Origin of the sequence: Mycobacterium sp. 1482292.6, assembly GCF_001672995.1 — a bacterium.
GTDB lineage: Bacteria > Actinomycetota > Actinomycetes > Mycobacteriales > Mycobacteriaceae > Mycobacterium > Mycobacterium europaeum_A.
On the sequence record NZ_LZKV01000100.1, the window covers coordinates 1 to 14,585 of the forward strand.

Genomic DNA, 14,585 nt, shown 5'->3' on the forward strand with positions numbered 1-14,585 from the left:
TGCAGGGTGTCCTTGAACCAACCCGGCAAAAACCGCACCTGATCATCGAGCAACCCATAGCGCTCGAAATTCGCTTTGACCTGCGCCTGCGGTATCGCCAGCACACCGGCGGCGCGATGCAACCTGATGCCCTTGTCCGCCTCGTAGTGCGCGGTGTCCGGGGGCGGCACCCCTTCGAACGAATCGCACAGCCACACCCGGCGTTCTTTATCGCCATAGGCCGACAGCACGGCGCGCATCAGGATCGACGCCCCACCCCGCCACACACCGCACTCGACGAGATCGCCCGGTACGTCTTCCTGCAGGACCGTCTCGACGCACCGCTGCAAACTGGTCAGGCGCTGCATGCCGATCATCGTCAGGGCATCCGCCGGCCAGTCCAGGCCCAGATCACGAGCCTGCTTGTTGAACGGGCGCTTGCGCACCAGCATCAACTTGCGGGTGCTGAACAGCGGACGCCCGAGATAGTTCCAGCCGACCGGCACCAACTCGTCGCTGCCGTACCGGGTGAGGTTACGTCGCAGCAGGTCAAGGTATGCGGATCGGGTATCGAGAAAAGGAGATCGCATGTCACGATCGGCCACGGTCAAAGCTGCCCCTTAGTTCAGATGAAGTACTGGCGGTGATGACCTCGCCAACGTCGAGGCCGTCAATGCGTTGCGCATTTCCAACTAGCTCGCCTCACCGGCCTCCTTGACCTACCCCGCTCCTACCGGCGAGCTGACGCAGCCCTACCGAGCAGTAGCAACCATCATAGGCGTAAATTTGCGCTGCCTCGGTTGCCGGGTTTGCTGGGGTGGTTAACTGGGGCCACGGCCCTCAGCGGCGCCCTGCCTGGTCCATGACCGGACGGCCGGATTCGTTCGACGCGGTGGGGGCATCGGATTGCCCGCCGATCCATTCGAGCAGGGCGGACAACCCTTCGCCGAGGGTGGACATCGGCTCCCAGCCGAGCTCGGTCCGCGCCGGCTCGATATCGCAGCTCGCGGCGCGCACGTCGCCGTCGCGGAATTTTCCGACGACGACCGGTTCGGGGGCGTCACACATGGCGGCGATCGTGTTGGCCAGCTCGTGGATGGTGGTGGCGCTGCCGGATCCGATGTCCAGGCAGCGCGGCTGGGTGGCTGGCCGCTGCACGGCCGCGAACAACGCGTCGACGACGGCGTCGATGTAGACGAAGTCGCGCACGATCCGGCCGTCTTCGTAGACCTCCAGCGCGTGCCCTTGACGCGCCAACCGCGCGAACAGCGCGACGATCCCGGTGTACGAGTTGGTCAGCGACTGGCCGGGGCCATAGACGTTTTGCAGGCGCAGCACGCTGAGATTGGTGTCGTGCGCGGCCGTCCAGGCGGCCAGCAGATGCTCCTGGGCGAGCTTGGTCGCCGCATAGACGTTGGTGGGCCGGGGCTCGGTTCGGTCGGCGCGGCTCGGCAGCGGCACCGCCGGTTCACCGGCCGGTCCTTGCGGATCCCAGACGCCCGCCACCAGCTGTGCGTGGCTGCGTGGCTTCGGATAGAAGATGTGCGCGCCGGACTGCCACGCGCCCTCGCCGTAGACCGCCCGTGAGGACGCCAGGACCAATTGCTCGGGCACGATGCCTGAGCGGCTCAAGGCGTCGAGAAGTTGAGTGGTACCAACGACATTCACCGAGCCGTGCCGCGTCGCCTCGGAGAGCGACTGCGCGGTCCCGGTCTCGGCCGCCAGGTGGACGATCTGAGCGGGGCGGAACAATCGCAACACGGCGTCCCAATCGGGCGCGTGGGTGACGTCACCGGTGAACAACCGCACGGTGGGCGGCAACTCGATCGGGCGGCCACCGCCGTGCACCTGCGGATGCAAGACGTCCATCACCGCGACGTCGTATCCGGCCTCGACGAGACGGTGTGAGAGCGCCGACCCGATGAATCCTGCCCCACCACTGATGAGCACGGACGCTGACAAGAATCGACGCCTTTCTTTCGTGTGCAGAAGAAATCGCCGGCACCCAGCGGCGCGCGGTCCGGTCGATCATATCGGGCGCTTCGCGCGCCATCAGAGGATTCTGCGAAGCGCACGGGCCCATCGAATGCGCACAAGGGTGCGCGAGCGGCCCCGCGGCGCAGAACCCTAGGCCCAAGTCCCCTTGTGCCGATGCGCCATCGCCATGACCTCCATCACCGGCCGCGCGATGACTGGCCGGAAGATGCGGAAAAGCATGCTGTGCGATAGGCCGTGAAAGTCCTCGAACGCCTTGCGGAAGTCGCGCTCGCCTTGCCGGTAGGACGCGAAAACGCGGTCCAACGTGGAGAAGTCGACGGGATCGTCCTGGGCGGCGTCATGTAACGCCTCGTACACAAGGGATATCCAATCCGCGCCGAACAGGTCCGTCACCGGCCCGCGGTGCCGCTGGCGATGCAGACCGGGGGTGATGAACTGTTCGATCGCGTCCTCGTCCTGGGTGTGCAATTCGACCGGCAGCTCGGTGGAAATGCGCTTCATCTCCCGGCGCCAGTCATCGAGAAGATTCGCATAGTCGACGAATACGCGTGGCACGCCGCGAGTGTTTCGCTCGGCGAGGATGTTGCATTTCAGCCACAGGGCACTCGCGAGCGCGGGAGAGACGTGCCAGGACTTGACGATCGACGAGATGACCTCCTGCGGGTGACGTACCGCGATCACCGACGCGACGTCGAATCCCGCCTGACGCGCCGCCTCGAACCACAGGTCGGAGAGCGTGGTGATCCGGGGTTCCTTGATCACCACCAGCGGAGCCGCGGGCAGGGTGGACAGATAGGCGGCGATCTTCTCGACGCAGGCCTTGTTCTCGTCGGGGGCCACGGCGTCGTCGTCCAGGAAGCGCAATGACGGGTCGTACCAATTGGTCCCGAGACGGCGCAGGATTGTTTCGTTGAGCGAGATGGCCGCCCGCGGCTCCCAGTAGCCGAGCGGATTGTTCGCGTCGGCACCCAGCATCGCCGCCGGCAGCGTGCCACCGCACAACGACAGCACCCGGGTAAGCGCCGAGGTTCCGGACCGTTGCGGCCCTAGGACGAACAGAACGACCGGACGGGTATTGCCGAAGAAATCGGCGGCGTTCTCGGCTGGCCTGCTCGTCCGGGGCAATCTCATCGCGAATCGAAAACCTTTCACTCGTCCTGGCCGACTTCCGGATTCTCTTGTAATCCATGCCTTTCCGATTCGATGCCGGGCCGACCGACGGCGCGCACCGATTACCGGAAGCCTGAATTCCAGGCCTCACAACATGTTTGACAAAGGGAAGATTATTTACCGAGCTCCCGCATGCGGAGTCAGGTCTGCCTTGCGACCGTCAACTTCGCCCCCCGGGGTCAATTACATCGGATCATTGCGCCCGCTAAGGACTATAACCCGGCCCGACGGATCAGGACACCATTTTTACGAATCCGTGTCGCTTACTTGATGTTTGGATGACGCGCAGACGAATTGCATCGACGGCCTTCTAAAGTGGCTTCAATCTCGAACGTCCATCCGGGTAAGCCAAGTCGGCAGGCGCTCGCGGCCGTGTCGACAGATCAGCGGCCACTCCCGCGCACACAGCATGGTTACTTTAACAAACGATCTCGGCCGCGGGGGGCGAACCGCGCCGAGACCGACGTGTTCGTCAAGACGCTGACCGCCACGACGCTAGGCCCAGGCGCCCCGGCGCCGATGCAGCATCGCACCGAGCTCGAGGATCCGCTTGACGATGAACGGCCTGAACAGCCGGCGAACCACGCTGTGCGTTCGGGTATGGAATTCGGTGAAGGCCATGCGGAAATCACGCTCACTGGCCTGATACGACTCGAAAACCCGGTCCAGCGTCGACACATGCAAAGGGTCGTCCTGAGCGGCCGCGCGCAACGCTGCATAGACCGCGGAGATCCAGTCGGTGCCGAAATGGTCGGCCACCGGGCCGCAGTATCGCTGGCGGCGAAGATCGGGCGTCAGGAACTCCTCGATCGCACTCTCTTCGGCGGTGTCCAGATCGATTTCGAGCGTGGTGGCAATCCGTTTCATCTCGCGATGCCAGTCGTCGAGGAGGTTGGCGTAGTCGACGAACACGCGCGGCATCCCGCGGGTGTGCCGTTCGGCCAGCAGATTGTATTTGAGCCATAGGGCGCTGGAGAGTTCGGCGGAAGTTTGGACATACTTTGCCGCCGAGGCCACGACCTCTTGCGGGTGGCGCACCGCGATCACCGCAGCGACGTCGAAGCCGACCTGGCGCGCCGCCTCGAACCAGAGTCCGGAGAGCGCCGTGATCCTCGGCTCCTTGATCACCACCAGCGGCGCCGCCGGCAGCGTGCCGAGGTAGGCGGCGATCTCGGCGACACAGGCGCTCTTCTCCTCGGCGCCGAACGCGTACTCCTCCTGCAGGCGCAGGGTTGGGTCGTACCAGTTGCTGGCGTGGCGGCGCAGGATCGTCTCGTTGAGCATGATGGCCGCGCGTGGCTCCCAATAGCCGCGCGGGTTGTTGCCGTCGGCACCGCACATGCCGGCCGGCAGGGTGCTTCCGCACAGTGACAGCACCCGGGTCAACGCCGACGTCCCCGATCGCGCCATGCCGAGGACGAACAGCGCGACGGGGCGAACCGTGGTGCCCGGTTGGGAGGAACGCGCCGGAAGATCGACGGCGCATTCGGCGGATTGACTCGTCCGGGCAGGCGTCATCGCGGAACCCATACCTTTCAGTTCGCGTCTGGCGGGCCCCCGGATCTCGGGTAATTATGCATGACTTTGCAATTTCTCGGGCGATGTTCAATTACCCGTTTCCGAGCACTACGCCGCCGCCTTAAATCGTGCGAGCATTGTGCATTATTTGCACAACCGCCGAATCATCACGGCTTCCGGCGACTTATTCGGCCGGAACGGCGTCCGCGGGCGGTGGTGCGCCAACCCATCCACGCGTTCGGCGCTTGAAGCGGGATTTGAGGGACAGCGCGCGCTTCTCGACCAAAAACCAGCTGAGCGCGGCTAACGGCAGCGTGGCCACTCCGGCGACCACCGCGAACGCCAGCGGAGGCAGGAAGGCCAGGCCGCAGATGACCAGCAGCTGCTGCACGGGCCACGCGTAGATGTACACGCCGTAAGAGAGGTCGGTGCGTAACCGCAAGCGCCTGTTGTGGATCAGCGCGCCGGAGACGACGACGGCGTAGGCCAGCGGAAGCGCGGCGAGTATCCGATAGTTGGGCACCAGCACGCCGGCCACCACGACGATGGCGGCGCTCACGGCCACCAGTGACCATCGAGCGGGAATCACGTCCCGAAACTCATGCAGCACCGCGCCCGCCGCGAACACGAGCGCGAAACGCGTGATCATCTGGAAAAGCGTCGGCACCGCCGCAACGGGATATGACACGAGCACCGCGGCCACCAGGAAGAATGCGAACACCACCGGCGCGGGCCACCGACGATTGAACAGGCCGGCCACGCCGGCGACGGCAACGGCGATGTAGCAGAACATCTCGAAGATGAGGGTCCATAGCACCCCGTCCCAAACCCCCGGGAACGGGACATTTTTGGGCGTTCCGTCGATGCCGGCGTGATAGACGTTCAATACCGCGTTGTTCAGCCAGTAAGTGATCGGTGCGGGTGAGAGCAGCAACCTGGCGGCCGAACCCCCTTGGATCGCGACCCCGATCGGGGCGGCGACGAAGGCCACCACCGCCAGGCAGACCCACAGTCCAGGGAAGATACGCAGGATTCTGGCGACGAAGTATTCGCGGAGGCGCGGGTTGCGGACCCAGCTGGAGGTGATGAGGAATCCCGAGACGACGAAAAACCCGTCGACCCACACCTGGGTGAGCAGCTGCTCGCCCAGTGCGGGCAATTTGCGGCCGGTCAGCGGCCATGAGTGTTGGAGGATGACGCCCGACGCCAGCACCAATCGCCAAGCGTTCAGTGCGTTGTTGCGTGCGTCGAATACCTGCGCGAGTCTGGGGCTAGCCGCCCGGGGCCGCTTTGGCCGGCCGCGGGTCGTCGTGTGGGGGCCGGGAACTTTCGGGTTCGTACTCATATACGGGTTTCGATTCCGATGCGTTCGACCAGGCGACCTGAGTTTGCCGCTTTCCTGGCTGCGAATATCGCCGTCCGGCCATCAGCGCGCCCCCAGAGCGCAGATCACTGACCGGCATTCCGGCGACACCGCGGAATGCACGGAAATGGACGGGGCAAACACCCGCACAGAGTACAGCGCTCGCAATTCACCCGTGCGGGTGCGGCCAGACTCTTTCAGCGCCTCTCGGCGTCGTTGGGCGTCAGCCGGCGACGGCACCCGGCTCGGCGAACGGCGCACCGAACTCGGTGACCGGGCGGAAGCCGTGCTTGCGCACCTTTTCCGCGGCCCGGCGGATCAATGCATAGATCCCGACGAACGCCGCGTGATCGGTCATCACCAGAGGTGTCAGCAGCCGGTTGTGCACCAGCGAGAACGCCACCCCCGAGGCGGGGTCGGCCCATCCGAGCGAGCCACCCATCCCGACGTGACCGAAGCCGGGCATCACACTGCCGATCGGCAAACTGTGGTATCCCAAGTGGAAAGCTAACGGCACGTACAGGTTTCGGTCCGGCCGCAGGCTCCGCTCCCCGGTCAGGCCGGCGACCAGCTGACGGGACAGGAAGCGGATGCCGTCCACCTCGCCGCCATTGGCGATGGCGCCATACATCCGGGCCAGCCCGCGCGCCGTGGCTACGCCGTTGGCCGCCGGGATCTCCGCGTCCAGCAAGGGGGTGTCGCCCTGAACGGCGGCGATCAGACCCTTGAAGTACATCGACCGGTACGCCCCGGACATCTCGTTGGCCACCTTGCGCGTCACGTAGCTGACGACGGGGTTCCCGATCACGTTTTGCGGGCAGATGATCTCGGCGACCCGCGTCGGCGCCTGGGCCGGCGGCCGGCCGAGGTGCAGCCCGTCGGTGCCCAACGGCTCGGCGAGCTCCTCGCGGATCAGCGTGGCCATGCCCTTGCCGGTCACGGCCCGGCCCAGGCCGGACATCAGCCAGCCGAAGGTCAGCGCGTGATACGCCGATTTGCCCAGCAGCCGTCCGGGCGCCGCCGCGGCCAGCTTCTCCTCCATCACGACGTGATCGAGCAGTTCTTCCTGGGTGGCGCCGCCGAGGCCGGACAGGCCGGCCTGGTGTCGCATCACCTGGCGCACGGTCATGTCGGCCTTGCCGTTGGCCGCGAACTGGGGCCAGTACTCGGCAACGGGCGCGTCGTAGTCGATCAGCCCCCGGTCGGCGAGCCGGTGGATGACGGTGGCGGCCATCCCCTTGGTCGCCGAGAAAACCATCGGGGCGGTGTTCTCCGTCCACGGCCGCTGCCCGGCCCGGTCGGCCCACCCCGTCCAGACGTCCACGACGGGCTGGCCGTCGACATAGACGGCCAGCGCCCCGCCACCGAACCGGCGCGCGGGGAACATGCTGGCGAAACTACGAACGACGCAACCGAAGTGTGAGTCCGCCGCGCCGGACACACGATGACCTGCGTCAAGGTCATCGTGGACACGGACCGCGCGGCGATCGACTCGGGTATCCACCGTCACAACTTTGAATTTACTTCCATTACACAACCGGTAGGAGCGAAATCTAGATTATTTACCTATCCGTTAGCCCGACGCGGCCGTCAATATTTGCTGGGCGGCCAGCGCGGGAGTCAGTTCCCCCGCCTTGACCTTTCGCTCCACGTCGGCGCGGATCTTGCGCACCGCCGGGCTGGACAACAGCCGGTCCAGCACCGTGTCGCGCACCATCTGCCAGGTCCAGTCGACCAGCTGCTCCCGGCGGCGCGCCTCGAACTCCCCCGCCTCGCTGAGCACCTGGCGATGCCGTTCGATGGTGTCCCACAGTTCCTCGAGGCCGGTCCCCTCGGCCGCGCTCATCGTGAGAACGGGCGGCCGCCAGAGCGTTTCACGCGGGTGGATCAGCCTGATCGCCCCGGACAGCTCGCGCGCCGCCGACCGGGCCTCGGCGAGGTGATCGCCGTCGGCCTTGTTCACCACGACGATGTCGGCCAGCTCCAGCACACCCTTCTTGATGCCCTGCAGCTGGTCGCCCCCACGCGCCAGGGTCAGCAGCACGAAGGTGTCGACCATGTTGGCCACCGTCACCTCGGACTGACCGACCCCGACGGTCTCGATCAGGATCACGTCGTAGCCGGCGGCCTCGAGCAGCACCGCCGTTTCGCGGGTGGCCTTGGCCACCCCACCCAGGGTGCCCGAGGTGGGCGAGGGCCGAATGTATGCATCCGGATGCATTGCCAGGCGCGCCATCCGGGTCTTGTCGCCCAGGATCGAGCCGCCGGTCCGCGTCGATGACGGATCGACGGCCAGCACCGCCACCCGGTGGCCCAGCTCGATCAGGTGCATGCCGAGCGCCTCGATGCTGGTGGACTTGCCCACCCCGGGGATCCCGGTAATGCCGACGCGATAGGCGTTGCCCGAGTCCGGCGTCAGCTCCAGCAGCAGCTGCTGCGCCTTTTCGCGGTGGTCGGCGCGGGTGGACTCCAGCAGCGTGATGGCCCGCGGCAAGGCCGCGCGGTCGCCGTTGCGGACCGCCTCGGCCAGTTGCGAGCTCATTTCCAGTTCTCCTGGCCCGCGAGCGTAAACACACTGCGGATTCGGCCGGGATTTTTCGCGGCGTGCTTACGCTCGCGGAAGAGATCGTCAGCCATTTAGCCGATGTCGTAACCCAGCCGCTCGGCGAGCTTGTGCAGCAAGCCGATTGCGGCGTCGGCGATCACCGTCCCGGGCGGGAAGATGGCGGCGGCCCCGGCCTCGTAGAGCTCGTCGAAGTCGCCCGGCGGGATGACGCCGCCCACCACGATCATGATGTCGGGCCGTCCCACCTCGGCCATCGCCTCGCGCAGCGCCGGCACCAGCGTCAGGTGACCGGCCGCCAGCGAGGACACCCCGACCACGTGCACGTCGTTGTCGGCGGCCTGGCGGGCCACCTCCTCGGGCGTGGAGAACAAAGATCCGACGTCGACGTCGAATCCGATGTCCGCGAACGCGGTCGCGATCACCTTCTGGCCGCGGTCGTGGCCGTCCTGGCCCATCTTGGCCACCAGGATCCTGGGGCGGCGACCGTCGGCTTCCGCGAACTTCTCGACGAGTTCGGTCGCGGTCGCCATGTTCGTGGCCTTTCCAGCTTCGTCGCGGTAGACCCCGGCGATAGTACGGATCTCCGCCTGGTGGCGGCCATACACCTTCTCCAGCGCGTCGGAGATCTCGCCGACAGTGGCCTTGTGCCGGGCCGCATCGATCGCCAGCGCCAGCAGATTGTTGCCCAACCCGTCTCGGTCCCCCTTACCGGCTGCGCCGGAATGGGCGGCCGCGGCGCGCGACAGTTCCGCGAGCGCCGCGTCGACGGCCCTCTGGTCCCGATTCGCCCGCAGCTCTTGCAATTTGGCCAGTTGCTCGGCCCGCACCCGGCTGTTCTCGACCTTGAGGACCTCGACCTCCTGGTCCTCTTCGACCTGGTACTTGTTGACCCCGATCACCGGCTGGATGCCGGAGTCGATGCGGGCCTGGGTGCGCGCGGCCGCCTCCTCGATGCGCAGCTTGGGGATGCCGTCGCTGATGGCCTGGGCCATGCCGCCGTGCTCGGTGACCTCGGCGATGTGGGCGCGGGCCTTCTGCGCGAGTTGATGCGTCAGCCATTCGACGTAGTACGAGCCCGCCCACGGGTCGATGGGCCGCGTGGTGCCCGACTCCTGCTGCAGCACCAGCTGCGTGTTGCGGGCGATGCGGGCCGAGAAGTCGGTGGGCAGCGCCAGCGCCTCGTCGAGCGCGTTGGTGTGCAGCGACTGGGTGTGACCCTGCGTGGCGGCCATCGCCTCGATGCAGGTGCGGGCGACGTTGTTGAAGGCGTCCTGCGCGGTCAGCGACCAGCCGGAGGTCTGCGAATGTGTGCGCAGCGACAGCGATTTGGCGTTCTTCGGGTTGAACTGGGACACCAGCTCGCTCCACAACAGCCGGCCCGCCCGCAGCTTGGCGACCTCCATGAAGAAGTTCATCCCGATGCCCCAGAAGAAGGACAGCCGGGGCGCGAACTTGTCGATGTCCAGCTCGGCGTCCAGGCCGGCCTTGATGTAGTCGACCCCGTCGGCCAGCGTGTAGGCCAGCTCCAAATCGGCTGTGGCACCGGCCTCCTGGATGTGGTAGCCGGAGATCGAGATGGAGTTGAACTTCGGCATCTTCGCGCTGGTGTAGGCAAAGATGTCGGAGATGATGCGCATCGACGGCTTGGGCGGATAGATGTAGGTGTTGCGCACCATGAACTCTTTGAGGATGTCGTTCTGGATGGTGCCGGCCAGCTTCTCCGGCGGCACCCCCTGCTCCTCGGCGGCCACCACATACAGCGCCAGGATCGGCAGCACCGCGCCGTTCATGGTCATCGACACCGACACCGTCGACAGGTCGATGCCGTCGAACAGCTGGCGCATGTCGAGGATGGAATCGATTGCCACACCGGCCATTCCGACGTCACCCTGCACGCGCGGATGGTCGGAGTCGTACCCGCGGTGGGTGGCCAGGTCGAAGGCCACCGACAAGCCCTTCTGCCCGGCGGCCAGGTTGCGCCGGTAGAACGCGTTGGACTCCGCGGCGGTGGAGAAACCAGCGTACTGCCGAATCGTCCACGGCTGGTTGACATACATCGTCGGGTAGGGCCCGCGCACGAACGGCGGCTCGCCGGGAAAACTGTGCAGCGGATACCCGTCGGCCTCCACGGCGGCGCGGTCGGCGCCGATGTAGACCGGTTTGACGTCGATGTCTTCCGGTGTCTGCCATTGCAGTTGGTCCGGTGTGTACAGATGCGCCGCCGCCGCCGCGGCCACGTGTTCTTTCACGGCGGCTTCGGTCGCCGGTGCGATCGCCCGCTCGCTGTGCAGCGGCACGTCGGCGAAGCTGCCGACAGCAGGTGCAGTGGTCGTCATCGTAACTACGCCCCCAGCCTTGTGAGCAGATCCGACAGAGTTTGCACCGCATTGATTTTCGCGGTCAGGAATTGGTCCGGTTGGTGCTCGGCGTCGGCCACGGCCTTGTCGGGCCCGGCCAGACAGACGCGCGCGATGCCGGCGTCCCGCGCCGCCCGCACGACGCCCGAGGCCTCGGCCTGGTAGCGCTTGTCGGTGCCGCAGATGACCGCCACCGTCGGCGACCCGGCATCGGTCACCGCCGAGCCGACACCGTCGGCGTCGACCGTTCCCGGGTTGATCGCCTCGATACCGCCGGAAGCCAGCAGGTTCGAGGCGAACGTCGCGCGGATGTTGTTCTCGGCCAGCGGACCCAGCGGCAGCAACAGCACCTGCGGGCGCGATCCGGTGCGGGCCAGGTACGCGTCCGAGCGATCCCGCAACGCCTCGAACTCCGCCGCGTAACGCACCAGCTTCCCGGCGGCGAGCGGCGAATACGTCGAATCGCTTTGCGGCAAAGGCGGTTCGGTGAGGTTGGGGAATTCGTTGACGCCGGTGATGGCCGTCCGGCGGTGCGCGATGTCGTCACTGCGGCGAGCGGCGACCTCGGCGATCTGACCGGCGATGAAATCGCGGGCTTGCGTGAATCCGCCGTGGGCCTCGATGGCCTGAAAATGCTCCCAGGCCTGCTCGGCCAGGCGGCGGGTGAGGTCCTCTACGAACCAGGAGCCACCGGCCGGGTCCAACACCCGGCCCACATGTGACTCTTCGAGCAGCAGCAGCTGCGTGTTGCGCGCGATGCGGCGGGCGAAACTCGTTGCCACGTCCGGGAATCCGCCGTCGATGGCCACATCGAACGGGAACACCAGCAGGGAGTCGGCGCCACCGACGCCGGCACCGAAGGCGGCCAGGGTGCAGCGCAGCATGTTCACCCACGGGTCGCGCTGGGTCATCATCGGCAGCGACGTCTCGGCGTGGACGACCGCCGCGCCGGCGTCCGGCTCGCCGACGACTTCGGCGACGCGCGCCCACAGGTTGCGGGCGGCGCGGAACTTGGCGATCGTGATGAACTGGTCGTCGTCGGCGGCGAATCGGAAGCTGAGCTGCCGCAACGCCTGGCCGATCGTCAGCCCCGATTCGGTGAGCACCCGTAGGTAACTCACCGCGGCCGCCACACTCGCGGCGACCTCCCACGTCGCGTTCGCGCCGAGGTTGTGAAAGGCGGGCCCGTCGACGGTGATCGCGCGCACCCCGGTGTGATCGGCGGCCCGCTTGGCCACCGCGACCACGTCCTCGATCTTCGGTGCGGGCCGCTCGCTGAGCGCCGCGCTCAGCGGGTCACCGCCCAGGTCGATCGACAGGGTGGCGCGCTGGTCGGGTTCGACCGCGTCCGCCAGCGCCAGCGCCACGTCGCCGGCCGCCACGTAGTCGGCGCCGGCCTCGAGGATCAGCGGCGCCATGCTCAGGTAGACGCCCTCGAGCGCCTCGCCCAGCTGGTCGGGCGCCACGCCCGACTCCCCGATCCGCAGCACCACGGCGCCGGCCCCGTTGCCGAGCGCGTCGAGCACCGCGGAGTTGACGTCCTTTGCCGCCACACCGGGCACCGGCGTCGCGGGGAACGCCTCGGCGACCTTCCAGCCGGACTTGACGTCGCGCAGCGCGTCGCCGCCGCGCACAAAGGGCCACTCGCCCGGCAGCGGCGGTTCCGGCAATTCGTCGAGCGCGGTGTAGAGCGCGCGGATCGCGATCCCGTCATACGTCGGGGTTTCCAGCAGCCGCTCGGGCGCGTCCCCCAACTGCTCGGGGTCCTTCCGGGTGCTTTTAGCCAGCACACCGGCGACCGCACTGCGCCAACGCCCGCGAACCTGTTCTAGGTCGGCGAGCTCGGGTACATCAATGGACACCGATTGCTCCCTTTTCCCAGCATTTGGGGCTACAACTCTGGGGATACCACTAGCTACTGAGGCTAATTGATGACCGCTCGTCGCTAAAAACCGCCAGGTGCGGCGGGCGGTCACGATTGCCGATGAAACACCAGCGTCTGGCAACGCCTTATTCACCCGCGCCCCGTACCCTAGGAAGCCGTGACGGGTTCCGCCACCAGCAAAATCACCGAAACGCTGCGCGATCTCGGCTGCGCCATCGGCGTCGCCGCGCGAAGCGTGTCGCGGTCGCGGATCGCCTGGACAGTGGTGGGCATCACAGCGCTGGTGGTGCTGGCGGCGTGGCTTCCGCTGCCCTCGCCGGTGCAGATGCGCGACTGGGCGCAGTCCGTCGGACCGTGGTTCCCCCTGGCGTTCTTGATCGCCCACATCGTCGTGACGGTGGTGCCCGTTCCGCGCACCGCGTTCACCCTGGCCGCCGGACTGCTGTTCGGACCACTGCTCGGCGTCGCCATCGCGGTGGTCGCCAGCACCGCGAGCGCGATGATCGCGCTGCTGCTGGTGCGCGCGGCCGGCTGGCGGCTGAACCGGCTGGCGCGTTACCGATCGATCGAAACGGTGGAAGAGCGCCTGCGGCAACGGGGCTGGCTGGCCATCTTGTCGCTGCGGCTGATTCCCGCGGTGCCGTTCTCGGCGCTCAACTACGCCGCGGGCGCGTCGAGCGTGCGGGTGCTGCCCTACGCGGTGGCGACCCTGGCCGGGTTGCTGCCCGGCACCACCGCCGTGGTCGTCTTGGGCGATGCGCTCGCCGGTCACATCAGCGCGCTGCTGTATCTGGTGTCGGCGATCACCAGCGCGCTGGGACTGGCCGGGCTGATCGTCGAGATCCGCCACTTCCGTCGGCACCACCGCCGTGCGCGCCGTCCGCTCGACGAGGAAGCCTCCCCCGAGCCGGCCGCCGTCAGCTGATCACCAACTTCGGTAAGACCGCCGCGCGGTGCGGCAAAGATCGATCTAATGGAGTGGTGTACGCGATGGAGGTCGCGAGCTGGGGGACGCCATACTCGCCGGCTCGTACTGTCGCGTTGCCCCTGAGCGCCCTGGTGTTGGCGGTACTCGCCATGCTGGGGTTCCTACCCGGTCCGGGCGAGCTGCGTAGCAAGCCGAAGAGGAGCCTCCTCGCCAGCTTGCGCGTGCACCCCCGCCGCGCCAGGATCCATACCTCATTGCTCACCCTCGCGGCGGTGTGCAGCGTCACCGCCCTGGTGACGGCCGTCTGCCTGTACCCCAGGGCCACCACGCCGGCGCAGCAGCCGGCGCCGCCGCCGCCCGTCCTGGCGCCGATCGATCTGCCCGCCGCCAGTGCGGTGGGCCCCGGGGCGGGAATCTACGTCGCCTACGCCGACGGCTCGGGTGGAATGGGTTGCACCGCAGGCTTTCTGGTGCACACCAGCGGCGGCGCGGCCGGGATTCTGACCGCCGGGCATTGCAACCGCCCCGGGCAACCCAGCAGGGTGACGATGAACCTGGGCGGCGTCCTGCCCTACGCGACGGTGGGCACCTTCCGCAAGACGGTCAACGAGGGAGTGCACAACGAGCAGCACGACATCGGCCTGATCGCGCTGGACGGCGACAACATTCCCCAGTCCTCGGCGATCGCCTCGTCGTTGGCGGTCACCGGTGTGGCCACCAACCTGCAGATCGGCCAGCAGTTGTGCAAGTTCGGCATGGGCTCCGGTGCCGACGCCTGCGGGCAGATCGTGGAGATCACCGGCAGCAAGGTCGTGTTCCTG

10 protein-coding genes and 1 pseudogene are annotated in these 14,585 nt (G+C 67.1%); 2 read left to right on the forward strand and 9 right to left on the reverse strand.

Annotated features, from left to right (window positions below; translation table 11 throughout):
• The 9 genes and pseudogenes from A5624_RS10805 to mutA form a co-directional block, all read right to left on the reverse strand.
• On the reverse strand, positions 1-569 hold a 569-nt coding region (locus tag A5624_RS10805; RefSeq protein WP_066865905.1), incomplete at its 3' end, for a TylF/MycF/NovP-related O-methyltransferase.
• Between the two features lie 250 nt (positions 570-819).
• Positions 820-1,929, reverse strand: coding sequence for an NAD(P)-dependent oxidoreductase (locus A5624_RS10810; protein WP_066865886.1), 1,110 nt, complete (start codon positions 1,927-1,929; stop codon positions 820-822).
• 177 nt (positions 1,930-2,106) lie between these two features.
• Complete coding sequence (locus tag A5624_RS10815; protein WP_066865888.1) at positions 2,107-3,108, reverse strand: sulfotransferase family protein; 1,002 nt, start codon at positions 3,106-3,108, stop codon at positions 2,107-2,109.
• Positions 3,109-3,642: 534 nt separating this feature from the next.
• Positions 3,643-4,557: a sulfotransferase family protein gene (locus A5624_RS10820; RefSeq protein WP_066865908.1), complete on the reverse strand. Its 915-nt coding sequence runs from the start codon at positions 4,555-4,557 to the stop codon at positions 3,643-3,645.
• Positions 4,558-4,849: 292 nt separating this feature from the next.
• Complete coding sequence (locus tag A5624_RS10825; RefSeq protein ID WP_082990537.1) at positions 4,850-6,010, reverse strand: acyltransferase; 1,161 nt, start codon at positions 6,008-6,010, stop codon at positions 4,850-4,852.
• Between the two features lie 241 nt (positions 6,011-6,251).
• Entirely contained in the window at positions 6,252-7,538 is a 1,287-nt protein-coding gene (locus A5624_RS10830; RefSeq protein WP_066865891.1) for a serine hydrolase domain-containing protein, read from the reverse strand.
• A 52-nt stretch (positions 7,539-7,590) separates the two neighbouring features.
• Positions 7,591-8,570 (reverse strand): annotated as a pseudogene (meaB, locus tag A5624_RS10835) (methylmalonyl Co-A mutase-associated GTPase MeaB).
• A gap of 95 nt (positions 8,571-8,665) precedes the next feature.
• Positions 8,666-10,930, reverse strand: coding sequence for a methylmalonyl-CoA mutase (scpA, locus tag A5624_RS10840; protein WP_066865896.1), 2,265 nt, complete (start codon positions 10,928-10,930; stop codon positions 8,666-8,668).
• A 5-nt stretch (positions 10,931-10,935) separates the two neighbouring features.
• The gene (gene mutA, locus A5624_RS10845; protein ID WP_066865899.1) at positions 10,936-12,813 is read right to left on the reverse strand and encodes a methylmalonyl-CoA mutase small subunit; all 1,878 of its coding nucleotides are present in this window, start codon (positions 12,811-12,813) and stop codon (positions 10,936-10,938) included.
• Between the two features lie 180 nt (positions 12,814-12,993).
• Between mutA and A5624_RS10850 the strand changes: the two genes are divergently transcribed.
• Together A5624_RS10850 and A5624_RS10855 are read left to right on the forward strand one after the other, a co-directional pair.
• On the forward strand, positions 12,994-13,761 hold the full coding sequence (locus A5624_RS10850) for a TVP38/TMEM64 family protein (RefSeq protein WP_066865902.1): 768 nt from the start codon (positions 12,994-12,996) through the stop codon (positions 13,759-13,761).
• Positions 13,762-13,826: 65 nt separating this feature from the next.
• The coding region (locus A5624_RS10855; protein ID WP_066865913.1) for an endopeptidase at positions 13,827-14,585 on the forward strand (759 nt) is incomplete at its 3' end.

What these genes read in the sequence shown, in the direction of transcription:
- A5624_RS10815 (WP_066865888.1), bottom strand. Translation starts at nt 3,108, where the DNA reads ATGAGATTGCCCCGGACGAGCAGGCCAGCCGAGAACGCCGCCGATTTC.
- A5624_RS10820 (WP_066865908.1), bottom strand. Translation starts at nt 4,557, where the DNA reads ATGGCGCGATCGGGGACGTCGGCGTTGACCCGGGTGCTGTCACTGTGC.
- A5624_RS10825 (WP_082990537.1), bottom strand. Translation starts at nt 6,010, where the DNA reads ATGAGTACGAACCCGAAAGTTCCCGGCCCCCACACGACGACCCGCGGC.
- scpA (WP_066865896.1), bottom strand. Translation starts at nt 10,930, where the DNA reads ATGACGACCACTGCACCTGCTGTCGGCAGCTTCGCCGACGTGCCGCTG.